This is a genomic window from Sphingomonas sp. LR55 (genome assembly GCF_036856015.1).
GTDB lineage: Bacteria > Pseudomonadota > Alphaproteobacteria > Sphingomonadales > Sphingomonadaceae > Sphingomonas.
Window position 1 is genome coordinate 2,408,991 of the sequence record NZ_JASPFO010000001.1, and the last position, 22,611, is coordinate 2,431,601.

General features: G+C 64.3%; 19 protein-coding genes. 9 read left to right on the plus strand and 10 right to left on the minus strand.

The features are described from left to right. Window positions 1-6: 6 nt before the first annotated feature. Window positions 7-1,911, minus strand: coding sequence for a glycosyltransferase family 2 protein (locus QP181_RS11485; protein ID WP_333928596.1), 1,905 nt, complete (start codon window positions 1,909-1,911; stop codon window positions 7-9). A 618-nt stretch (window positions 1,912-2,529) separates the two neighbouring features. Between QP181_RS11485 and QP181_RS11490 the strand changes: the two genes are divergently transcribed. Beyond that, the gene (locus QP181_RS11490; protein WP_165911336.1) at window positions 2,530-3,717 is read left to right on the plus strand and encodes a class I SAM-dependent methyltransferase; all 1,188 of its coding nucleotides are present in this window, start codon (window positions 2,530-2,532) and stop codon (window positions 3,715-3,717) included. A gap of 34 nt (window positions 3,718-3,751) precedes the next feature. On the opposite strand, the gene QP181_RS11495 is transcribed toward QP181_RS11490, so the two are convergent. From QP181_RS11495 to QP181_RS11525, 7 genes are all read right to left on the minus strand, one after another. After that, window positions 3,752-5,023, minus strand: a complete 1,272-nt coding sequence (locus QP181_RS11495) for a glycosyltransferase family 4 protein (RefSeq protein ID WP_333928597.1) — start codon at window positions 5,021-5,023, stop codon at window positions 3,752-3,754. A 23-nt stretch (window positions 5,024-5,046) separates the two neighbouring features. Continuing rightward, the gene (locus QP181_RS11500) at window positions 5,047-6,333 is read right to left on the minus strand and encodes a capsule polysaccharide biogenesis protein (RefSeq protein ID WP_333928598.1); all 1,287 of its coding nucleotides are present in this window, start codon (window positions 6,331-6,333) and stop codon (window positions 5,047-5,049) included. Next, the gene (locus QP181_RS11505) at window positions 6,330-7,208 is read right to left on the minus strand and encodes a capsular polysaccharide export protein, LipB/KpsS family (protein ID WP_333928599.1); all 879 of its coding nucleotides are present in this window, start codon (window positions 7,206-7,208) and stop codon (window positions 6,330-6,332) included. Before QP181_RS11505 ends, QP181_RS11500 begins: the two co-directional genes overlap by 4 nt. 641 nt (window positions 7,209-7,849) lie before the next feature. Continuing rightward, entirely contained in the window at window positions 7,850-9,022 is a 1,173-nt protein-coding gene (locus QP181_RS11510) for a KpsE/RkpR family capsule polysaccharide export protein (RefSeq protein ID WP_333928600.1), read from the minus strand. A 57-nt stretch (window positions 9,023-9,079) separates the two neighbouring features. Then, window positions 9,080-9,823 (minus strand): ABC transporter permease, encoded by a 744-nt coding sequence (locus QP181_RS11515; protein ID WP_333928601.1) that lies wholly within the window; start codon window positions 9,821-9,823, stop codon window positions 9,080-9,082. Window positions 9,824-9,883: 60 nt separating this feature from the next. Then, window positions 9,884-11,230 (minus strand): glycosyltransferase family 4 protein, encoded by a 1,347-nt coding sequence (locus QP181_RS11520; protein ID WP_333923269.1) that lies wholly within the window; start codon window positions 11,228-11,230, stop codon window positions 9,884-9,886. Further along, window positions 11,220-12,530, minus strand: coding sequence for a glycosyltransferase family 4 protein (locus tag QP181_RS11525; protein WP_333928602.1), 1,311 nt, complete (start codon window positions 12,528-12,530; stop codon window positions 11,220-11,222). The genes QP181_RS11520 and QP181_RS11525 overlap by 11 nt, the downstream gene beginning before the upstream one ends. A gap of 68 nt (window positions 12,531-12,598) precedes the next feature. Between QP181_RS11525 and QP181_RS11530 the strand changes: the two genes are divergently transcribed. Both QP181_RS11530 and QP181_RS11535 read left to right on the plus strand, forming a co-directional pair. Further along, window positions 12,599-13,270 carry an ABC transporter ATP-binding protein gene (locus QP181_RS11530; RefSeq protein WP_132736117.1) on the plus strand — a complete coding sequence of 224 codons (672 nt, stop codon included), beginning with the start codon at window positions 12,599-12,601 and terminating at the stop codon, window positions 13,268-13,270. Window positions 13,271-13,641: 371 nt separating this feature from the next. Then, window positions 13,642-14,523, plus strand: coding sequence for a polysaccharide biosynthesis/export family protein (locus tag QP181_RS11535; RefSeq protein ID WP_333924243.1), 882 nt, complete (start codon window positions 13,642-13,644; stop codon window positions 14,521-14,523). Here QP181_RS11535 and QP181_RS11540 read toward each other — a convergent pair. Further along, window positions 14,478-15,158 (minus strand): hypothetical protein, encoded by a 681-nt coding sequence (locus tag QP181_RS11540; RefSeq protein WP_333928603.1) that lies wholly within the window; start codon window positions 15,156-15,158, stop codon window positions 14,478-14,480. The two genes, QP181_RS11535 and QP181_RS11540, sit on opposite strands and share 46 nt — an antisense overlap. On the opposite strand from QP181_RS11540, the gene QP181_RS11545 reads away from it, so the two are divergent. From QP181_RS11545 to QP181_RS11555, 3 genes are all read left to right on the plus strand, one after another. Next, window positions 15,157-16,782, plus strand: coding sequence for a glycosyltransferase family 2 protein (locus QP181_RS11545; protein WP_333928604.1), 1,626 nt, complete (start codon window positions 15,157-15,159; stop codon window positions 16,780-16,782). The genes QP181_RS11540 and QP181_RS11545 overlap by 2 nt on opposite strands. Next, a complete protein-coding gene (locus tag QP181_RS11550) occupies window positions 16,779-17,657 on the plus strand; it encodes a glycosyltransferase family 4 protein (protein WP_333928605.1) in 879 nt (292 codons plus the stop codon). The genes QP181_RS11545 and QP181_RS11550 overlap by 4 nt, the downstream gene beginning before the upstream one ends. Before the next feature lie 305 nt (window positions 17,658-17,962). Beyond that, window positions 17,963-18,883, plus strand: a complete 921-nt coding sequence (locus tag QP181_RS11555) for a glycosyltransferase family 61 protein (protein WP_333928606.1) — start codon at window positions 17,963-17,965, stop codon at window positions 18,881-18,883. Between the two features lie 15 nt (window positions 18,884-18,898). On the opposite strand, the gene QP181_RS11560 is transcribed toward QP181_RS11555, so the two are convergent. Continuing rightward, entirely contained in the window at window positions 18,899-20,155 is a 1,257-nt protein-coding gene (locus tag QP181_RS11560; protein WP_243643263.1) for a glycoside hydrolase family 130 protein, read from the minus strand. Window positions 20,156-20,466: 311 nt separating this feature from the next. Between QP181_RS11560 and QP181_RS11565 the strand changes: the two genes are divergently transcribed. The 3 genes from QP181_RS11565 to QP181_RS11575 all read left to right on the plus strand — a co-directional run bounded on the left by QP181_RS11565 (window position 20,467) and on the right by QP181_RS11575 (window position 22,560). Continuing rightward, complete coding sequence (locus QP181_RS11565) at window positions 20,467-20,739, plus strand: hypothetical protein (RefSeq protein WP_132736131.1); 273 nt, start codon at window positions 20,467-20,469, stop codon at window positions 20,737-20,739. A gap of 203 nt (window positions 20,740-20,942) precedes the next feature. Next, window positions 20,943-22,169, plus strand: coding sequence for a multidrug effflux MFS transporter (locus QP181_RS11570; RefSeq protein ID WP_333923276.1), 1,227 nt, complete (start codon window positions 20,943-20,945; stop codon window positions 22,167-22,169). A gap of 106 nt (window positions 22,170-22,275) precedes the next feature. Next, complete coding sequence (locus QP181_RS11575; RefSeq protein WP_132736137.1) at window positions 22,276-22,560, plus strand: hypothetical protein; 285 nt, start codon at window positions 22,276-22,278, stop codon at window positions 22,558-22,560. The last annotated feature ends 51 nt before the right edge of the window (window positions 22,561-22,611 follow it).

Genomic DNA, 22,611 nt, shown 5'->3' on the forward strand with positions numbered 1-22,611 from the left:
TGTTGGTCAGCCGCGCCTCGGGCTTGCCACCGCTTGCAGCAGACCCTCGATCATCCGCCAGCCATACAGGACGTCGCGGATGTGCTGAACGGTCGGCGCGGTCTCCGAAATGCGGAGCGCAAGATCATAGTCCTGCGAGAAATCATATGCGCTGCGAAAACCGCCGACCGATCGGACGAGCGTCGATCGATAGACCGACAGATGCCCGGTATACATCACCGACAGCAGCAGCGCCGGACTCCAGTCGGGCTTGGTCAGCAGTTCGTCGGGCTGATCGTCGATCCCGATCTTGCACTCGTCGCTGTAGAGCCAGTCGGTGTCGGGTGACGCATCGATCCGCGCCGCGACGATTTCGAGCGCATCGACGGTCAGCATGTCGTCATGATCGAACAACGCGACATATGCACCGGTGGCGAGATCGAGCGCGCGATTGGTCGCCTCCGCGATCCCGCCATTGCGCCGCGCTGTGGCAAATTTTATCCGCGCATCGGCCGCGCAGAACCGCGTGACGATGTCGGTCAACGCAGGTTCGCGCGAACAGTCGTCGACGATGCACAATTCCCAATTGGCATAGGTCTGCGCGAGAACGGACAGGATCGCCCGCTCCAGATACACGACCGGCGAGCGGTAGATCGGGAGCAGGATCGAAATCGTGGCCCCGTCGGTCACGGTTCCGACGCGGTCGTGATCGAGCCGGAACCGCCGTGCGAGATCGCGCTGACCGGTCCGGTAGCGGTCGAGCACCCCGCCGGCCGGAAAGCCATCGCTACCGTCATCGCCGCTGGCATCACCAACGCCGCGCGCGACATCGTGCAGCGGCACCACGCCGAACATCGTCACCACCTCGCTTGCGGTCGCGGCGGTCGCGGCGTGCAGGTCGCGGACCACCGCATCGAGCTGGTTGGGATCGCGACGCAACAGATCGAGCTTGGCCAGCGCGTACCGGTCGGGGGACGGCCTGCCTTCGCCGGTGGCGGTATCGCCGAGCAGCCGTTGCACCACCTCGCTCGCGGCGGCGATCCGTTCGTCTGCAGGGCGTATCGACTCGAGGGGCAACGGCGGTGGGCGAACGCCGACGTCCGACGGCGCGAGCAGGTCGAAGGTCGCGCCGGCGAGGGCCTGCTTCCGGCCGAGGAAATGCACGTAGAGTTCGAGCGCGCTTTCGCCGCCGACCGGCGATCCGCCAAAGGTTTCGAGGATCCGACCGGTTTGCAGCCCGGCGATCGGCGCCACGCCCGCGGCGTCGCCATAGTCCAGATAATGCACGAACGTCGCGTCGCCCGCGGCCATGTCGGGCGTCGCCTCGCGGTAGCGCAGCGCATCGAACAACGGCGTCGGGCCAGCGCTCTCGTGTGGGGCATGAGTCAGATAGTGGATGATCGGTATGACGCCCGTCCGGGCCGCGGCGGGATGGTGTTCGCGGTACCAGTCGCCGGCGAACAGCGGATGCGGATCGAGCCCGTTCGGACCGCCGACCTTGAGAAAATGATCGAGCGGGTTCGCGCCCGGCGGTAGTTCGTCCGTCACCTGCGAGCGATAGAAGCGACTGTCGAACAGCCGGTGCGGTTCATGGCCTTCGGCGGCGCCGACGGTCGTATAATGCCGTGCCGCATCCAGGTCCGCGCCCACCCCATAGCGCTGTCGGTACCAGTGCGCGTCGAACAGCGGCGAGGTCTCGATCGCATGACCGTGCCCGACGATGTGGTCCGGCATCAATGCGGCATCCGGCACCGGGACATCAACCGCGAGGACGACCGGGTCGCGTGTCGGATCGGTAGAAAACGCGTCGCGTGCAGCCTCGATGTCCGCGGCGAGTTGCGGATCGCCAAGCTCGGTCGCCGCATCGGCATTGGCGTCGAGCGTATAGCCCGCGACATAGGCGAAACACGCGGCCGCCTGCTGGCCGCGCATCTTGTGCAGATGACCGATGTTGACGAGCAGGTCCGAGATCGCGCAGAATCAAGCCTGTAGGCGGCGTGATACGCCTCCATCGACGCGCCGAAATCGCGCACTTCCTTGAGCGCGTGCCCGAGTTGAACCTGGATGGCGAAATCGCCGGGAAAGGTCTCGAGGTGACGACGATAGGCATCGATCGCTCCCGCCCAGTCGCGGATGTCGCGCGACGCATCGCCTGCGATCCGCGCCGGCGATCGCGCCGCGGATCCGGCCCCGGCTCTGGACGCAGTGCCCATCAACCGGCCGAAACCCGTCCGAAATAAGTTGTTCATCGGTCTCTCTTATTTCGGGGCCTTCACCGCCCTACTATAAGATCAAGCCGCGCGAAGGCTATAACCGATCAAAGTATAGTCGTACAATTTTGGGCCAGATCTCCTTATAACGGGTGACGCATACATTCTTCATCGCTACGACCCCATAATGCAAAGTGCGTCATCCTCGCCGGCTAGTGCCACAGCACTTGAAATAGACATGGGTCCATTCGACTTTTGGCCACCCAGATCGAGCCGAATTCAAGGACTTGGCGGTTCCGAACCCTCCGAAGACCCGGCCTATGTCTTTCATACCCGCTATGTGTCGCTGGAGAGCAGCACGGTCCGCTGCTCGCTCGTCTTTACCGGGCTGACTGCAACGCTTGGCTCGATGATCGTTCGGGTCAACGCATTGCCGCTCGATGGATCGCGCCCGGCCGAGACGATCAAGACCTGGCCGATCGCGGTGAAGGAGATCGTCGCGGCCGGCGGGACCATGCGGCTCACCTTCGATGCGGTCGACGGCATGCAATATGCGGTGCTCGGGCATCTCTATACCGAGACCGACGCCATCGCGCAGTCGTTCACGATCCTGCTCGACGCCGCCGTCCGCCAACCGCATTTCGAGCAACAGGTCGAGGCGGCGCGCAAGTCGATCTTCGGCCAACGCGTGTTCCGTCGCGCCTCGCGGTTGCTGGCACACGGCAAGGCGACGCTGGCCGATCCGGTATCGCAGACCTGCACCGCATCGCAGTTCAACGAGCCCGCCTATGACCAGTGGCTCGAACGTCTCAAGCTGGCGAAGCACCGCCATCGCAAGCAATGGGAATTCGTCTATATCCTGCAGACGCTCGAGCGTTACGGGATGCTCAAGGCGGGGGCGCGCGGTTTGGGCTTCGGCGTGGGCATCGAACCCCTGCCCGCAGCGATGGCGGCGATCGGGTGCTCGATCGTGGCGACCGATCTTGCCGCCGACGACGTCCGCAGCCGCGACTGGACCCTGACCAACCAGCATAGCGAAGGCCTCGACCAGCTTCGCTATCCCGAGATCTGTCCAAACGACGTCTTCGATCGCAACGTCGCGTTCCGCGTGGCCGACATGAACGCGATTCCCGCCGACCTGCGCGGGTTCGACTTCACCTGGTCGTCGTGCGCGTACGAGCATCTCGGGTCGATCGAAGCCGGTCTCGATTTCGTCCGCAACGCGGTCCAGTGCCTCAATCCCGGCGGGCTCGCGGTACACACCACCGAACTCAACCTCACCTCAAATGATGCGACGATCGATAGCGGCGGTACTGTCCTGTTCCGCCGTCGCGATTTCGAACGGCTCGCCGTCGATCTCGTCTCGCGCGGGCATTTCGTCGCGCAGATCAAATATGATCTCGGCGACACGCAGCAGGACGCCTATGTCGACGTGCCCCCCTATTCGGCAGACAACCATCTGAAGCTCGCGCTCGGTCAGTATGTCACGACCTCGTTCGGGATCATCGTCCGCCGCGGCGATCGTTGATGCGCGATGACGCCGGCCGATCAGGCCTGCGCCATCATGCCATCGCGACGACCGCGTCGATCGTCGCTTCGACCACGTCGATGTGCTGGCCCCAACTCACCGGCTGCCACCGCGCCATCCGGTCGAGTTGCGCGGCACGACGCGGCGATTCCGGTCGCGAATAGGCGATGACCGCCTCCAGCCACCCAAGACCATCGAGCGGATCGAGATAGTCGGGCGCCTCGCCGCCAACCTCACGCAATGCGGCGATGTCGCTGCAGATCACCGGCAGCCCGGCGGCGAGCGCTTCGCTGACCGGCATGCCGAAGCCCTCGGCGAACGAGGGCAACAGCAAGGCCTGCGCGCCGCCGAGCACCGCCTGCATCTCGCGATCGGACATGTTCGACGCCTCGATCACATGGCCCGACACCGCGGCACAGCGCTCGATCATGTCGATCGCATTTTCGTTTTCCCACCCGCGCCGGCCGATCAGCACAAGCTTCGGCGCCGCGGTGCCGAGCTTCTCGGCCAGCCTGCGCCAGACGTTGAGCAGCAACAGATGGTTCTTGCGGGGCTCGATCGTCGCGACGCACACGAAATACGGACCGGCCGGAACCGATGACAGGATTGCCGGGCGAGCGGACGGGAGCAGCTCGACCGGGTCTGTCCCGAGATGCGCGACGCGGACGACACGCTCGCTGCGTGCGTCGGTCAGATGCCGGCCGACCGCATCGATCGTCGCTGCCGAATTGCCGATGATCCCGCTGGCATGACGGTCGATCGTCCGCATGACGTCGCGGTGCCGCGCATGACCATCGATCCGCGCGAACTCCGGGTGAGTCAGCGGGATCACGTCGTGGATCAGCGAGATCAGCCGTGCGCGTTCGCGTTTCAGGATGGCCGCGACCAAATCGATATCCTCGAGATGATGATGCGATGCCTGGAGATAGATGCGGTGCCGGTCATCGGTCGGCACCGGCCGTGGCCGTAGGGCCAGCAGGTGCCGGTTGGCGGCCGCCCGCACCGCATGTGGATCGAGCACGTCCGGGTTCCGCCATCGCGCATCGGTGAAGCTGAGGAACTGCCGCACCGCCCCGACCGGCAATCGCCCATAATAGCCGCCCGCGGGATGCACCGCCGCAAACGCCAGTCGGTCCGGAATACGGTTGAGCAATTCGCGCGCATAGACGAACTCGACGCGATCGATCCCGGTCGGCGTCACATGATAGGATCGGCTCAGCAGCCGCGACAGATCGAGCACGACTTCCGCGTCCACGCTGGCGCGCCCACCAAGCCAACGCGGCACCAGAGTCCGGGTAAGCAGCATCGGCGCAAACGCGCGAAACGGCTTCAAACACCGTCCCCGTCATGCATGTCGGGCATATCGGGTCCACCGTCCGCGCCCCGATCGGCTTGCACCGCGTCTACCGGCTCGCGGGTCAGGCGGCGTTCGGCGTGCCGTACGAGCATCGCGATCCCTGCGTCGCTCAGATAGCCGCCGGGGATCAGGCAGCGATCGATCAGCACGCGCTTGAACGCATCATACAGCGCCGTGTCGACCGGCGGCGGATCGGCCCAGAAATTGTCCAGCGGTTCGCGCCGGACGATCCCTTCGATATCGTAGATCGCCTCGCCGAGCACCGCCACCGGCACGCCCGAGTTCAGCGCCAGCGTGCCGACCGTGCTGTTGACGGTGACGACCGCGCGGGCCTTGGCAACCAGATCGGAGATATCGCCGTCGCCGATATAAAAGACCCGATCGGCGACCTTGTACCGCTGCGCCTCGCGGCGGACGAACCGCCGCCAGCTCGACAATCCGCCGTCGAGCGGGTGTCGCTTGACGATCAGGTTGACCCCCGCCGGGGCCGACCGTGCAAAGCTCTTGATGATGAACCGCAGTGCCGCACGCATGTCGCGAAACGGCGAATGGACGCGGATCTGATAATCCGAATTCAATTGCAGCGGCAGCGCGAAATACGGGGTGTCGCGGATCGCCGTCATCAACGCGGCGGACCGCCTGCGCTCGCGGCGCTTGGTAACGAAATGCACTGCCCAGCCAAGCGCCTCGCTCAACATCGCGGCGGAGCGGTGCGACCGATAGAATGGATATAATGGCCGGGTCAGCGCGCTGAAGATCGTATAGCGGCTGGTCTCGCGCAACCGTCGTGCGAAGCTCGATGGGACGGGTTCCACCGGAGGAATCCCCGACAGCCGGCCCGCCTGTTCGCGATACCAGTCGCCATCACGCGGCAATTTCGAGTTCCCGTTCACCCCGTCTTCCTGCAACGTCATGAAATCGGGGCGGATATAGCCTTCCTCGAAAACGTGGACGCGAATGCCACGCAGCTTGGCCATGCCGTGCGCAGAGGCGTGATGCGGCCTGCAATCGCCAAAGAGAATGACGTCGGTGACGAGATGATCGACGACAAAATCGTCGAAGAACAGCGGCCAGCCCTTTAGCGAGCTTCGATAATCGGTCGAGAATCCGCTCCAGTCGGCGCGATCGCCGCCATTCAAGTTGATCCGGCGTACCGCATGCCCCTGCATGGCCAGCGCGGACGCCAGCTGGTCGAAAAAGCCACCATGGGGTCCCTGCAGGAAGAGAAACGTCTGCTTGGCGTCGGTTGCTGGCGTCATCGAAGACCTGTCGCGAGTACGATGCCCCGCCGCCGGACTCGTCCGAGTATCTGGCGCATCAGGGTGAACGCGGTATCGGAGCGCCCCTGCCCCGCCGCGATGCGGGCAACGAGCGTTTCGACGTCACAGAATAGTCCGGTGACCGGATCGATATACCGCGGGTACAGGATCAGCGTGCCGGCAACGAGCTGATCGATCGTCAGCATCCGACGACGCCGGTCGGGTTGCTCGACAAGGTCTTCGGTAAGCCCCCAGCCGGCGAAAAAGGGGCGGCCGTGTACCGTCACGGGGCGTCCACGCATCAGCGCCTCGAACCCGGTCAAGGATGTCAGCACATGGACGGCATCGACCCGTTCGACGAGCGACAGCAATGCACTGTCCTGATCGATCCGATCGACCCATTCGGCGGCGGCCGACGGCGACACATGACCTTTTCGGTGGCCGGCGACGACATCGGGATGCGGTCGATAGACAATGAACGCGTCGGGCTCGCAACGCCGTACGCGGGCCAGGAATTCGACGTTCGAGGTCACCCCGCCGCCGCCGCACAGCACCGAGCGATCGTCCTCGACCTGCCCAATCGCGAGTACGCACCGTCGATCGGGCAGCGGTGCGAACGCCCCCGCATCGATTCCGTATTTGCCGATATGAGAGTCGCAGATCATGCCGCGCAGGCGTCGTGCCCGATCGATCAGCGCGTCGGAAAACGCGTGCGTTTGCAACAGGGTCTCCAGGTCGCTTGGCTGTGCAGGGTCGTAATAAACGCCACACATGTCGATCGTCACCGAACTCGGCACGCGGCCATCGGCGCCAAGGCCGCTCGATCGCACGAAACCGTCCTCGACGATCTGTAGCGCGAGTCCCGCCGCTTGCACGTCGCGCGAAATCGGGCGGCATCCGCGACGCCCAGCCGGCGATTGCCCGCCCAGATCGACGCGCCGAGGCTAGCGCCTTTTTCGCGGAGGCGGCATCCGGGCTCCGTCGCCCGTCCCACAGGAACCTGCCGATCGTGGTGCGCTTCCATCGCGCCATCCCGGTCATCACGCCGATTTTGCGGTTGGCGTCGAGCGTCCTGCGCCACCCCGCCAGCCGTGCGATCGTCTCGGCCAGCGTCGCGGGGCGATCCTCGAACGGATCGTGGCAGGCAAACGCGGTCAGCCGCTCCAGACAGGCATGTTCGATCCGCGCGGGATCGACGATCGCCCCGCCCGCGTCATGCACGGTCACATCCGACAGCCAAGCGACGATCGCCAGGTCGTCGGCGGGATCCGCTTGCACCAAGCGACCACCCGCAACCTGCGTCCAGGGATCGTTCTCGCCGTCCCAGAACGCGCCGCCGACGCGCGCCACACGCAATGCGTCCAGCGCATGACGCGCCTCTGCAAGACTGGGTGGAGTGCCGCCCGCCACGGTGATCGCCACCGGCGCCACCCAAGGAAAAGGTGGTGCGCGCAACAGCGGCAGGACGCTGGTCCTGCGCTCGCTCGTCATGCTGCGTGACGACATGCCGCCGCGCCTAGCTCGCATGTTCCCGAACACCGGCGGCGACCAACCAGCCAAGGCCATACACCACCATCAACGCGATGAAGAGCGTGAGCAGCGACAGCGCGCGCTTGGGATATTCGGAGCGGACCGGCATGTTCGCGTCGACGATCCGGACGATGTAGAGTTGCTGGCGCACCGCCTGCTGGCGTGCCGCTTCGAAAGCCGCGGAGGCCGCGTCGTAGCGTTTCGACAGGAACCCCTGCTGCATGCGGAGGCGCTCGTAATCGCCCAGCCCGGCAGCGATCGCATTGCCGCCACCCGCGAGCTTGGCGGATTGTGCCGCGACTTGGGACTGCAACGACCGCACTTGCTGCGACAGGGCCGCGTATTGCGGGTTGCGCGTGCCGATCAGGCTGACCGTCGTCGCCAGCTGCGACCGGGCGGCGGACAGTTCGGCTTGGAGTTTCGATACCAGGCCGATCTGCGCTTCGGCGGTCCCTTGCGGGTTCACGTCCCTGCTGTCCTGCCGAAAATCGGTCATCCGCGCTTGTACCTGGGACAGCGCCGCTTCGGATTCGGCAAGTTGCTGGTGCGACAGTTTGACCGCATCGGCATAGGACCGGACGTTCATCGTGTTGACCTGGCCTTCGCCCAGTCCGAGCAGCTTGCGGGCGATGACATAGGCATCGACCGGCCGGAACGCGCGGACCTTCAGCGTCGTGATGCCGGTGTCGGTGTCGTAATGGACGTCGACCTGTTTGCGGTAATATTTAAGCAGCGCTTCGGGGGTCGGATCGGCGGTGGGCAATCGGCTCAGGCCGTCGGCCTCGGGGCGGCGGAACCGGGCGATCAGCGCGCTCTGCTTGCTCAGGGCATCGACCGCGTCGTGCGACAGCAGGAAGTCCGCGACGCTGTTGGCCTCGCCCTGGCCACCGCCGCCGCCAGCACTGCCGCTCGCCCCGAGCAGCTTTTCGATGCTGGATCCGCTCGATGCCGGCGCACCCTGCGCGCGTACCAGATAATGCGCTTCGGACTCATACTGGTCCGCGGCAAAGCCGTAGAGATAGAGCGCGGCGGCCAGACACGGCAGCAGCACCACGACGAAGAACCAGCCATATTGCGTGCGGGCCTGACGCCATCGCTCCCCGAGGCTCGGCAGCGCCGCCGGTGCGGCGGTCGCCGGGGACATGAAACCGTGCACCATGATATTCTCCGAGGGTGGACCGCCAGTAAAGGCCGAGTATAGCGCCGTCACGGATCGTCACGGCATATGTATCTTGCGCTTGACGGCAGCAATCGCCAGCAGGCCGATCAAGGTCGATCCAAATATCCAGCCCGCGAGATACCATGCGTCGATAAAGTACGGCACCGCGCTGATAAACCATCCGTATCGCAACATTTCAAAAATATGCGACATCGGAATGAACGAAAAGAACGGCCTGAACTTTGCCGGCACCCATTGCATCATGATGAAGACACCGGACAATGGCAGCATGATGTACGCAATCGGATGGACCAATCGTCCCATCGCTCTGTTTTCGAACGTAAAAGCGCAGACGATGAGCGAAAGACCAAAGGCCAGAAAGAACATGCACGCCACGCCAAGGCATACGTAAAGAGGGCGCGCGGGAAGATCTGACAGGCCGGTCGCCACCGCCAGCCCCATCAAGATCATGAACGACAGGATACAGCCCGCGGCTTCGAGCAGCGCGCGTGCGAGCAGGACGTCGAAGATCGTCACCGTCTTGTGATACAGAAGCGGGAGATTGGCCTCCAGCGCGCCCTCGGCACGCCCGAAGATGCTGCGGAACATGATGAAGATGCAATAGCCGATCAGCGCGAACGGCACTGGCTTGATGTCGCTGCCGAAATGCCCGCCGGTCTGCTGGTGCAGCAAGGCGATCATCGTCGCCAGCATCATCGGCTCGAGAATGAGCCAGACATAGCCGATATTGTCGCGGCCATAGCGCGTATGCAATTCGCGCATGATCAGCGCACCGATCACGTTTCCCTGGACCTTGAGGCCCCGACGCAGCGTGCCGCGCGGCTGGATACGGGTCGCCATCTACTCCCACCCCTTCGGCATGTGGCGACCGGCCCGTGGGGCCTTCGCCAAGATCGTGTCGTACATCGCCCCGAGTCGCGCGCGGTAGCGATCCTGCGTGAACACTTGCGCCTGCTCGGTGCCGGCCGCCACGAGCCGGCCCGCCAGCGCGTCGTCGGTATCGAGCGCGAGGATGGCGGCGGTCAGCGCGCCGACGTCGTACGGATCCACCATCAGCGCCGCCTGCCCCGCGACCTCCGGCAACGAACTCCGATCCGACGTTATGACCGGGGTGCCAAGCTGCATCGCTTCGAGGACGGGAAGCCCGAACCCCTCGTACAATGACGGGAAGATCACCCCCTTGGCGTTCTCGATCAGCTGCAGCAGCAGCGCGCGCGGCAGATATTGCAACCGGATGACCTGGCTCGCGACGCGCCTGCCAAAGGCATTGTGCGATCCGGCCGCTCCGGTCGCGAGCAGGCGAAGGTCCTCGTCGGCCTGCCACGCACCCGCGCCGACCAGGACGAGCGGCGTCTTTACCTGGCTGCCGAGATAGGCCTCGATCAGCCGACCGACATTCTTCTTGGGTTCGATCGCGCCATAATACAGGAAATAGCCACGCGGCTTCAGCCCGAACAACGCGGTGACGTCGCCGACATGGTCCTGCCGTGTCTGCGCGGTCGAGACGCATTGATAGGTGTTGGTGATGCGGTCCCCGGCGATACCGAACTGCGCGATTACATCGTCACGACTCGACTCCGACACGGTGCAGACATGGTCCGCCTCGCGCACGATCGTCTCGGTCATCCGGTAATAGAGCCGCTTTCGGTCGAGCGTCGCATAGGGCAGCTTGAGCGGCACCAGATCGTGCAGCGTATAGACGTTGCTCGTGCCCAGCATCCGGATCGGCACGGGGTAGGTCCAGTGCATGATGTGCGGTGGATCGGAGACCCGGATCGGCAGGAACCGTCCGGTCCGCGCGAAATATCGGTCGGCACGCTCGAACAGCCGGGCGGAACTCATGATCCGCTCGAAGCGCGGCAATCGCCGCGCGATCGCGCCCTGGACGATCAATCCCCGCATCGGAACGTCGAACATCTGCGTCCGCCGATACTGGCCGAACCACTCCCGCACCGCCCGCACCGCCGCGAGCCCGGGGCCTTGCGGAATTCCCCGCCCGAGCGCCTCGTAGAACAGGATCTCGCGCAGCTCCGGGTGAATCCCGACGGGTATCCCGAATACGCCGTCCAGGCGCACGCCCAACGACGTGATCGCGTCGCCAAGAGCCTGGCCATAGGTCGCGACCCCGGTGCCATGCGGCAAGGCGAGGTTGAACCCGTCGATCGCGATCCGCACGTCAGCGTTCACCCGCGGTCTCCAATTCGGACCACACGCCATCGGCGATCCGCGCGTCGATCAGCCGGTCGTACAGCGGCGTCAGTCGCCGGCCGAACGCCAGCGGCTTGAAGACCTCCGCTCGCGCCAACCCGCGCCTCGTCAACGCGGCGCACAGGACATCGTCAGCGACGATCCGCCGGAGCCCTTCGGCGATCGCCTGCGCATCGAGCGGATCGACCAGCAGGCAGGCGCCGCCTGCAATCTCCGCCAGCGCGCCACCGTTGGAGGTGAGGACCGGCGTTCCGAGCGCCATCGCTTCCGCAACCGGCAAGCCGAACCCCTCCTCCAGCGACACGCAGACGAGCGCCCGCGCGTTGCGGATCAGGTCGATCAACACCGACCTGTCCTGGTACGGCAGGACCAGCACGCCGGCGCGTTCGAGTTCGCAACGCAACGCATCGGCGCCAGCACCTTCGCCATCAGCGCCATCGCTACCAATGGGCCCCGCCATCACCAGCGGCACGCCGCAGCCGCTGGCCCGCCACGCGACCGCAAGCCGGGCGAGGTTCTTGCGCGGCTCGATCGTTCCGCAAAAGAACAGATAGCCGTCTGGGCGCAGATCATACGGCAAGACGCCGCCTCTACGCCCGAGACGAGCGCTAGGCGTGTCGCTGGAACACGGCGTGCCCGCCTCCTGCGTTCCGGCGAGCCCGACCAACCCGCCGCCGCAATCGCTGATCAATTCCGACGGAATCGGCAGCATCTCGAGGAAGGTCTGGCGCGCCCAGGCGGATACCGTGACGATCCGGTCGGTCTGCGCGGCGATCGCCATCAGGCACGCGCGCAATCGCTCCGCAGCGACGGGGGACAGATCGGGCCGGCGCAACGGGATCACGTCGTGCACGGTGTGGACGTTGATCCAGCCCTCGACGACGGCAGGGATCGGATAGGTCCAATGCATGATGCCGACCGGCTCCGGCGGGGTGAGCCGCAACAGCGTACCGTGCCGCGCGAAATGGACCTGCGCGAGCCTGAAGATGTCGCGCCGCCACAAGCCCGCGGCCTCGCCGCCGGACGCTGCGCGTACCGGTGCCCGCCCGGCCACAATGGGTCGTGCAGAAACGCTGCGGGGTCGCGAAGACCATGCCGAGAGCCACCGCGATGCCGCCGCCCGCCGCGTGCTCGGCGCACCGAAGCGGCCGATGGAGTCATCGCGCAAGGCCAGCGTGGTACGGCCCGCAGCGGCGAGCGCGGCGAGCACCGCCCGACGATAACTCGCAACCCCCGTACCGCCAGTTCCTGCCAATCGCGCGTCGACGGCGATCTTCACCTTCTTATGGAGGGCTTGGTCGAGTACAGCCCCAGATGTCATCCCTTCCATGCGGAGCATTCGACGCGATGATCGCCTTCGAGAACGTCTACAAGAAATATCATGGTCGCGGCTTTCAGAACCCGGTTCTGAACGACGTCAACATGATCATAAAACGCGGCGATAGTATTGGTGTATGTGGCGCAAATGGCGTCGGAAAGTCGACTCTGATGCGGATGATTTCGGGGGTCGAGCCGCCAACGTCTGGCATCATCAAACGTACCATGACTACATCCTGGCCGATCGGCTATGCCAGTGCGTTCCAACCCGGGCTTACCGGCGCTGACAATGCCCGCTTCATTGCCCGGATCTATGGCCGGGATCCGCAAGAACTGCTCGACTATGTTCAGGATTTTGCGCAACTCGGTTCCTATATTCATGAACCTGTCAATACCTATTCGGCAGGAATGTCCGCACGCCTTGCGTTCGGCGTCTCCCTCGCCATAGACTTTGATTGCTACATCGTCGATGAAATTACGGGCGCTGGAGACGAACGTTTCAGAATCAAGTCGGAAGAGGCACTTACCGCACGTCGTGACCGTGGAACCCTAGTCATGGTCTCACACGATACCCACGCATTATTTCGATATTGCGACCGTGGCGCGGTGGTATTTGGCGGCGTCGTCACGCTCTATGACACGATTCAGGAAGCTGCCGACGTGCACCATAGACTACAAAGCTTTCCCCCATCGCCACGTTGATTTGATTGTTTTCATCATTGGTCTCATTTAACGGTACATCGGTAAACATAGGCCGATAGTTAGATATCTTCGGCCAGTCTATTGAAAGACTTATCGATGACGACATTTGAAATTTACAAACGGCGTCGACGATACATCAGCCAGTCGACCAGGATCATCCTTATATCTGTGGGACTTGGCGCAATTGGGGGTGCTCGACCCTACCTGCCGCTGGGCCGACCTCCGCACAAATCCGCCGCGCGGAAACCAAGGACAACCAAACGGGATTCCAGATCGTCGATATCGACGCGGCGACCACCGCGCGTCTTGCCATCCACGGCGCCACCACCACGCCGCTCGCGACGCTGGACGAAGTCGGCCGTACCGACACGCTGGGCCCCGGCGACACGCTGTCGATCGGCATTTTCGAAGTTGGCGTGACTCTGTTCACGCGTGGCAACGGCGCCGCCGCCCAAAGCAGTTTCACACCATCGGCATCGGGCACCGATCTTACCGTTCGCGTGGACTCGTCCGGCAACGTGCAGTTACCGTATGTCGGTCGCGTGTCGGTTGTCGGCAAGACGCCTGGTCAGGTCGAGCGGACGATCGAACAGGGCATGATCGGCTTGTCGCAACGCCCTCAGGTCGTCGTGGCGGTCAAAACCAACGCCTTCAACGTATTCTATGTTTCGGGGGACATACGCACGCCCGGCCGGTTCGAACTGGGCTTGCCGCGCGAACGGCTGCTCGATGCGATCGCGCGCGCCGGCGGCACGACCAACCAGCCCAACGACATGATCGTGCGCGTTACCCGCAGCGCGCGCTCTGCAGAAACACGACTGAGCGAAATCAACGCGTCGGGCGATCAGAATATCGCGTTGTTGCCAGGCGACCGGATCGAATTGTTTAACCGGCCACGGACATTCCTGGTGTTCGGTGCAACCGAGAAGGTCTCGCAGGTCGCGTTCGGCGCAAGTTCGCTCTCGCTGGCCGAAGCGATGGCACGGATCGGAGGCCCGAGCGAGCGGACCGCAGACCCGGCCGCGGTCTATCTGTTCCGGTACGACACCTCGCTCGGTGCCGAGCCCAAGCCGATCGTCTACCGCCTCAACATGATCCGCGCCGACAGCTATTTTCTGTCGCAGCGGGTCGAGATGCAGGACAAGGACGTGATCTACGTCTCCAGCGCCGCAGCCAATGCACCGGGCAAGATGACGCAGATCATCGGTCAGCTCTTCACGCCGCTCGCGCTAGCTCGCAGCCTGACCCAGTAACCGCTGACGCACGGACGAGAACGAGGCCGGAGCGAACAACGACAGGAACGACCGTGTCCTGTCGGCTCCGGATACCAAGCGAGCGAACGGAGCAGCGAAGACCAATGACCGCAGGCTATATCGAAGCGTTGGAATGCCTGGCGGATCGCGTGGTCGTGCAGGGTTGGGCCAACGACGAGGCGCTGCGATCCGGCCCGTTGACTCTCTCGTTCGACGGCATCGGACAGCGCGTCGTCCAGATCACGGAAACAGCGTATCGCGAGGATCTGGCCGCGATCGGTGCGCGTGCATTTCGCGTTTGCCTGCCGGTTCCGATCGCCGACGGGACGCATGTGACGGCGACGATCACTGGCAAGCCGCTCAAAATTGCGGCGGACGCGGTGCGTCTCATGGCGCCGCTCGGTCACATCGAGGTGGCGGGCAGCGACGATGTGGGAGGCTGGATCGTCGCAGTAGGCCTGCCAGTGACGCTCCAGTTCGATGGCAACCTGACCGCGTCTATCGACCCGGCAATCGACCGCCCCGATCTGATGCAGATCGTGCCGGGCAGCGCTCCGAACTACGGGTTCCGCGTGTCGCTGCAGGCGTTGCGCGCGCGCGACACCTTCGTCCGCCACGGCCTTGGGCCCGGACATGATCCTGTTGCGGGCCGGCACGCACATCGTCGGCGCGGCGACCCTCGTCCGTACGCAACTGGTCCACGGCAAACTCGAACGCGTCACGCTGAGCGAGGCACGGGGCTGGGCAGCCGATGCCAACCGCTCGGACGGGACGCTTCGCGTGGAAATGCGGATCGATGGCATCCGCTATGCGACCGGAGTCGCCGACCGGTACCGCGCCGATCTCGTCGCCAAGGGCATCGTCGCGGCGGGAGGCGGGTTTCGCTTCGAGATGCCGTCGATCAGCATGACCGGCGCGACCAGCGCGCATGTTGCCGTCCATGCGCTGGATGACGTCGTGGCGATCCGCGGCGCGATCGATATGCCCGTTCCGGAGCGGCGTACGCTCCTGCCGTCGGTGATCCTCGACATCCTGCCCGATTTCGACGAGCGCGGCGTGACGATCATCGCCCCGATCTTTAATGCCGCCAACGATACCGCCGCATGCATCGCCGCGCTTTGCCGCAGCACCGACATACCCTGCCGGCTGATCCTGATCGACGATTGCAGCACCGATCCGGCGATTGCCGAAATCCTGGAAACCGCGGCCACGCTGCGTAACGTCGAGGTGCACCGCAATACCGAGAATCTGGGGTTCACGCGTACCGTCAACCGCGCGATCGGGCTTGCCGGCACCGACGATGTGGTCCTGCTCAATTCGGATACGCAGGTGACCGTCGGGTGGCTCCAGGGTCTGCGCCTTGCGGCCTATAGCGGCCGGTCGGTCGCGACCGCGACGGCGGTGTCGGACAATGCAGGCGCCTTCTCGGTGCCGGAGCCCGGCACCGCCAATCCGGTTCCCGCCGGCTTCTCCTTCGACGACATGGCGCGGCTGGTCCGGCAATCGGCGATGACGCTGCGACCCGAGGTGCCGACCGGGCACGGGTTCTGCCTGTTCATCCGCCGCGACGCGCTCGACCGGATCGGGGCGCTTGATGCCACTGCGTTTCCCCGCGGCTATGGCGAGGAGAACGATTTTTCGATGCGCGCCGATCATGCCGGGCTGCGCAACGTCGTCGATGACCGCACCTTCGTCCATCATGAGGGGTCGGCAAGCTTCGGCACGGCCAAGACGGCGCTGTATGCGGCGGGGCGGCTGGTGGTCGACGAACGCTATCCCGAATACAAGGCACGGATCGGCGTGTTCTCGCGCGGTCGGGACATGCTGGCGATGCGCTGGCGAATCCGGCGCGCGGTGGCAGACGTCGTGGCCGCGCCGCGACCACGCATCCTGTATGTGATCGCCACGCAGTCGGGGGGCACGCCGCAGACCAACCAGGACCTGATGGCCGCGATCGAGGACCGGTTCGAACCGTGGCTGCTACGCTGCGATACGGTCCAGCTCGAACTGTCGCGGCTGCACGAGGGCGCGCTCGTGCCGGTCGAGACCGCAGACCTGCACCGCGGCATCGATCCGCTGGTCCACCGCTCGAGCGAATACGACCTGATCGTCGCCGACATGCTCACCCGGCACGCGATCGATCTTGTGCATATTCGACACATGGCGTGGCACAGCACCACCCTCCCCAAACGTGCCGGCGACTGGGGATCGCGACAGTCTTCTCGTTTCACGATTTCTATACGCTGTGCCCGACGGTGAAACTGCTCGATCAGGACATGGTGTTTTGCGGTGGCCGCTGCACGCCCGGGCCAGGTCGGTGTCGTCCCGAATTATGGCCGGCCGATGCGTTTCCGAACCTGAAGCATCAGTTCATTCATCGCTGGCGCGCGATGATGAACGAGGCGCTTCGCCACTGTGATGCGTACGTCACGACAAGCCCGACCGCGCGGGAGATTATTCTCGATGCCTTGCCCGATCTCGCTGATCGACCGTTTGAGGTCATTCCTCATGGGCGGACCTTTACGGATTTCGGCATCGCGGCGCCGTGGCAACCAGGTATGCCGCTCAAGATTCTCGTACCCGGCAACCTTTCCGCCGCGAAAGGGTCCATTCTCATAGAAGCCGTGGCGGAGATCGACGGCGGGCGCACGTTTGAATTTCACGTGCTAGGCGACTCGGGTCACATGACGGCGCGCCCTGGACTGGTCCTGCATGGGCGGTACCAGCGCGATGCGTTCGCCGCCCGGGTGGCCGAGATTGCACCACACCTCGGGGCTATTTTCTCGATATGGGCAGAGACCTATTGTCACACACTGACCGAGCTCTGGGCAGCAGGACTGCCTGTGGTCGGCTTCGACATTGGCGCAGTGGGCGACAGGATCAAGGAGTCCGGCGCCGGGTGGCTGCACCACGTCGGCATTCCAGCTGCCGATCTGGCACAATGGCTCGCTCATCTGGCGGCGCTTCCCGATGCCATCCATGCCGCCCGGATGGCTACCGTCCACTGGCAGGACACGGTCGGCCGTCACTATGACACCTCGGCGATGGCAGACCGCTATGGGGCATTGTACGCACAAGTAGCGAAGAACCGATGCGTATTCACCGACCTCCAGATCGAGGGAAGCGCAGGATGACGAAACAGTTCGCCGGCTGGGATTGGACGGCGATCATAGACACAGGTACGTCACAACGTTTCCTGCAAGGAACCGACGATCACCGACTCTCAGTTTGTACCTGATACGATGTATCACCTGTTCCACCGCGATGGCATTCCCACAACGGATGATCTGTCGACTGCCGTAGGTCAAGCCACGCGCGTCACGCTGCCTGGTAGCGCACCAGTGATACGCCAGCCCCCGTATTCTTCGCGATCGATCCGCGCGTCGCCGACGTAGCGCGCGAACACGACGTCCGTTCGGGGCCGGGCGCGACTACGCGATTGGCGCCTTCGTTCGTCGTTGCGCTACCGCATGGTGCTATCCTCACCGAAGGGTTTCTGGTTGCGGATCAGGATCATCGCATCCTCAGCGACAGCTTCCGCGCCTTCGGATCGCTTGCCCGCTACGGATTTCACGAGCACCCGGATCGTCTTTTCTCGATCGACCTTGTCGGCGGGCCCGAGCTACCGGGAACACATCTGGTCGTGGGCATCCAAACCAACCTGAACTACTTCCACTGGTTGCTCGAGGCGATGCCGCGGCTGTGGCTGGCACAGCGTGAGGGGTTGGCGGCGGACACGACAGTCTGGCTGCCACCGCTACGCCCGTGGATGGCCGACATGCTGACGGCGCTGCAACCGATCGACAGGTGCGCGACGCAGGAGGACGGCATCACACGATGCGCCCGGTTGCTGATGCCGGCGCGCGGGCTGAGCAACATCCATACGTTTTGCGCCCACGCATTCGCCATGGCGGATGAAATACGCGAGCGGCATGCGCCAGCGGCACAATCGGGACGCCGGTTCTTTATTACCCGCGCCGGTGCCGGGTCGCGCAAACTGATCAATGAAGCCGAGATCATGGAGATCGCCGCCGAGCACGGGTTCGAAACCGTCGAGCCGCAACATCTTGCCTTTCACGATCAAGTTAAGCTGTTTTCCGGTGCGGACGCCATTGCCGGGCCACTGGGCGCCGGGCTCGCCAATGCGGTCTTCATGCGTCCCGGCAGCGTTTTGATCGAACTTGCTCCAGAAGGGCGGGAGGGCGATGCGACCTTGTTCGCCAATCTCGCACACCACCGCCAACTGGATTATCTCGCTGCCGTCGGCCCGACCGTCTCCACCGACGCCCGCCCGGTGGATCGGCGGGATTTTTCGGTTGATACAGGAATCATACGCAAATTGTTCGGGGCGCTTGGCTGAGCCCCGAGGGAAACGTCAGGCGGGGACCATCGCGGCTAGGATGTCGTCGACCTCGGCGACCGCGAAGGCGCTGTATTCGTCGCCGATCGCATAGGGCAGCAGCACCCGGCGATCCTGGAGCAGTCCACCGCAGCTGTAGGTGACGTTGGGGACATAGCCGCCGCGCTGTTCGGCCGACGGGAACAGCAACGGCGACGGTGTCCGCGCGAGCACCTTGGACGGGTCCGCCTTGTCGAGCAGGCACGCGCCGATGCAATAGCCGCGGACCATGCCAACGCCGTGCGTGAAGACCAGCCAGCCCTCGTCGATCTCGATCGGCGACCCGCAATTGCCGAGCTGGACGAATTCCCACGGATATTTCGGCGCCATGATCGGCGTGCCGCTGTCCCAGGTGTAAAGATCGTCCGAGCGGAGCAGCCAGATATTCTCGCTGTCCTGCCGCCCGAGCATCACGAACTGCCCGTCGATCCGCCGCGGGAACAACGCCATCCCCTTATAGCCGGTCATCGACCCCGCCAGCGGCCGCATCTCGAACGTCCGGATATCGATTCCGCGCAACATCTCCTGCCGCGCGGTCTTGCCGTCGAACGCGGTATAGGTGCCGATGATGCTCTGCACATCGTCATGATCGGTGAAGGTGACCATGCGGAGATCCTCGATCCCCTGATGTTGGCTGGGCAGGATCGGGAAGATCACCGTCTCGGAGACGTCCTGGCTATCCTCGCACAGCAGCCGCACCCAGTCCGCCTCGGTCCGCTCGATCTGCGGCGGCACCCCGTTCGCGCTCGGCGGATCGAGCACGAGACGATCGCCCGGCCCCCATTCGCCAGTCCGGAACGTCACCGACGAGATATGCCCCTCGCCGATCCCGCGCAGCGACAGCAGAAACCGCACCGCGCCCGGTTCGGTCGGACGCCCGTCGAGCGCGTCGTCGGGCAACCGGACCATGCTCGGATTGAACAACGCCGCCGATTCGAATGCGTATTCCTGGCTGAAATAGGCGCCGATCAGCCACTGCTCGTCATCGTCGAAATCACCCGCGCCGATCTCGTCGCGGATCTCCGCAAAGCGGCGCAGGAAGACGCGATCAGCATTGCGGTGCCGCTCGCGCATCGGTGCCGCGAGCAGCGCGCGCATCCGCGTCCGCATCGCCGGATCGAGCGCACGGACACGATCGATGACGGCATGGACGCGCGACGGCCGCCCATCGTCGAACGCGGCGGGATAGGCGAAGCTGAACGGGCGGATCACGGTCCGCGACGGATCGGGCATGAGTTCGACATCAAGCTTGGTGAACACATCGGCCGCTGCCTTGAAGTCGATCCCATGCGAGTCGGCGCCAGTCGTTGCCGGGGTCGTTGCCGAAGCCGCCGTATTGGGACTTTTCGTCGCAGGAAGACTGGTGGGAGCAGCGTCGGGTGTCGTCATCATCGGCCCTTCGGAAGGAGTCTCAGGAGGAGCGCTGCACGCGCCAATTCGATCCCTGCGCCGTTTGCCAAATCCGGTCGCCGCACGTCATGGCCGATACGGGAACGGCATTTTTCACGGATGCGTTCGGGCCGTCGCGCTTGTAGCAGGTCGCGATGGCCAAGCGTAAATTCTACCTCACGGCAGTCCTGCCCGACGGCTATGTCAAGACGATCGGGCCCACCGCGCTCGACCTGACGCATTACTGGCGGATCGTCGCGGTGCTCGCCAACGGCAAGACCGAGGTGTTCTGGGGACACAGCAAGTCGCTTGGCGAGGCGAAAAAGACCAAGAATCTCGCAGTCGAGGCCGCGGCGACGCGAGGGTGGAAGAGCTATCACGTCGATATCGTTGCGGTGGAGCGGAGCGACACGCCGGTCGCGGGATGACGCGGGTGGGGGGAACGAGTCGGTAGGGTCCTTCCCCGCTAAGGGGCTGGCGCTTCCCAGATGAGGAGGGGTCGGCGCCAACCTGTGTTCCGTGTCCTCCCCCTCCGTCAGGCTTTGCCTGCCACCTCCCCCTGGCGGGGAGGATTGTGAAGTGGTGCGATCGATTATGGCGCGGTGCAACATTAACCAGTAGGCGCGGGGATATGACGCAGCCGCTTACCCATTTTACCTTTGGTCGTCGCGAATTCGTCGCGTTCATCGCCGCGATGATGGCGGTGAACGCGCTCGGGGTCGACCTGATGCTGCCCGCGCTACCGGCGATCGGGGCCGAGCTTCATGCCGCGACTGCCAATTCGCGGCAGTGGATCATCACCGCATACATGTTCGGTTTCGGGATCGGCCAGCTGGTCTACGGGCCGCTCGCCGATCGCTATGGCCGCCGCCCGATCCTGCTCGCGACTCTGATCGGTTTCGTCGGCGCGAGCATCTTCGCAGCGAGTTCGGCGACCTTCACCGCGCTGATCTGTGCGCGGATCCTGCAAGGACTGATGTCGGCCTCGACTCGCGTGCTCGCCGTCGCAATCGTCCGCGATCGCTTTTCCGGGCGGCAGATGGCCAAGACACTGTCGATCGCGCAGATGATCTTCTTCCTGGTGCCGATCCTCGCACCCAGCCTGGGACAAATCCTGCTCGCGTTCGGACCGTGGCGGTTCATCTTTTACGCCCTGGCGGCGTTCGCCGCATTCGTCCTGGCATGGGCGGCGATGCGGTTGTCCGAGACGCTGGCGATCGAGCGACGGACGGCAATCTCGCTGACGTCGTTGCGCAACGCCTATCGCCTGACGCTCACCAACCGCTATTCGATCGGCTATGCGACCGCCGCGTCGCTGACGTTCGGCGGGATCATCGCCTTCGTGTCGCTGGCACAGCAGATCTTCGGTGAGCAGTTCGGTGCGGGCGATCGGTTCACGATGCTGTTCGCGGTCTGCGCCTTCGCGATGGGTTGTGCGTCGTTCGCCAACAGTCGGCTGGTCGAGCGACTGGGCACGCGGCTGATCTCGCAGGCCGGGGTGTTCGCGCTGATCGCGTTGTCGCTGGTCCATCTTGCGGTGATCGCCAGTGGCCTAGAGACGCTGTGGAGTTTCATCGCGATCCAGGCGCTGAGCATGACGTGCATCGGCCTGTGCGGATCGAACTTCGGCGCGATGGCGATGGAGCCGGTCGGGCATATCGCCGGGACTGCATCGTCGGTGCAGGGATTCATCACCAGTCTCGGCGCGGTAGTGGTCGGATCGTTGATCGGCCAAGCCTATGACGGATCCACTTTCCCGCTCGCGATCGGCTATCTCGGGATCGGCCTCGGTGCGCTGGTGATCGTGTATCTGGTCGAGGGACGCTTCTGGTTCCAGCGGGAGACCGCGCTGCGCTGAGGCGTAGTGCAAAAAGATCACACTGTTTCAGAAGGATCGCTGCGTTGGGAACCGTTACGTCACCGTGACGGTTTGCGTCGACACAACACCAACAGGATATCCGATCATGAAGAAACTGACCGTAGCGCTTATGATGGCTGCTCTCACCGTTCCGCTCGCAGCCTGCGGCGGCAAGGGCGACGACAAGCTGGGCAGCCAGGTCGAAGGCGCAGCGGACAACCGTGCCGACGCGCTGGAAGCCAAGGCGGACAACCTCGAGGACCAGGCCAAGGCCGTGCGCGAGAGCGGCGACCAGCAGGCCGACGCGATCGACGACGCCGACGTGAACGCGCAGGCGATGCCGGCCAGCGAGAAGGCGGCCCTCGTCAACGGCAGCGAGAAGCTCCGCTGATACTGATCCCCCGGCACGCCCGGGGGGATTTTTTATATAAGTAATGCGAGA

Excerpts from the sequence above, each read along its gene's own strand:
- QP181_RS11500 (WP_333928598.1), bottom strand. The coding sequence starts at position 6,333 with ATGACGCCAGCAACCGACGCCAAGCAGACGTTTCTCTTCCTGCAGGGA.
- QP181_RS11560 (WP_243643263.1), bottom strand. The coding sequence starts at position 20,155 with ATGCCCGATCCGTCGCGGACCGTGATCCGCCCGTTCAGCTTCGCCTAT.
- QP181_RS11540 (WP_333928603.1), bottom strand. The coding sequence starts at position 15,158 with ATGTCCGGGCCCAAGGCCGTGGCGGACGAAGGTGTCGCGCGCGCGCAA.
- QP181_RS11485 (WP_333928596.1), bottom strand. The coding sequence starts at position 1,911 with ATGCGCGGCCAGCAGGCGGCCGCGTGTTTCGCCTATGTCGCGGGCTAT.
- QP181_RS11495 (WP_333928597.1), bottom strand. The coding sequence starts at position 5,023 with ATGCTGCTTACCCGGACTCTGGTGCCGCGTTGGCTTGGTGGGCGCGCC.
- QP181_RS11565 (WP_132736131.1), top strand. The coding sequence starts at position 20,467 with ATGGCCAAGCGTAAATTCTACCTCACGGCAGTCCTGCCCGACGGCTAT.
- QP181_RS11530 (WP_132736117.1), top strand. The coding sequence starts at position 12,599 with ATGATCGCCTTCGAGAACGTCTACAAGAAATATCATGGTCGCGGCTTT.
- QP181_RS11510 (WP_333928600.1), bottom strand. The coding sequence starts at position 9,022 with ATGGTGCACGGTTTCATGTCCCCGGCGACCGCCGCACCGGCGGCGCTG.
- QP181_RS11575 (WP_132736137.1), top strand. The coding sequence starts at position 22,276 with ATGAAGAAACTGACCGTAGCGCTTATGATGGCTGCTCTCACCGTTCCG.
- QP181_RS11545 (WP_333928604.1), top strand. The coding sequence starts at position 15,157 with ATGATCCTGTTGCGGGCCGGCACGCACATCGTCGGCGCGGCGACCCTC.
- QP181_RS11570 (WP_333923276.1), top strand. The coding sequence starts at position 20,943 with ATGACGCAGCCGCTTACCCATTTTACCTTTGGTCGTCGCGAATTCGTC.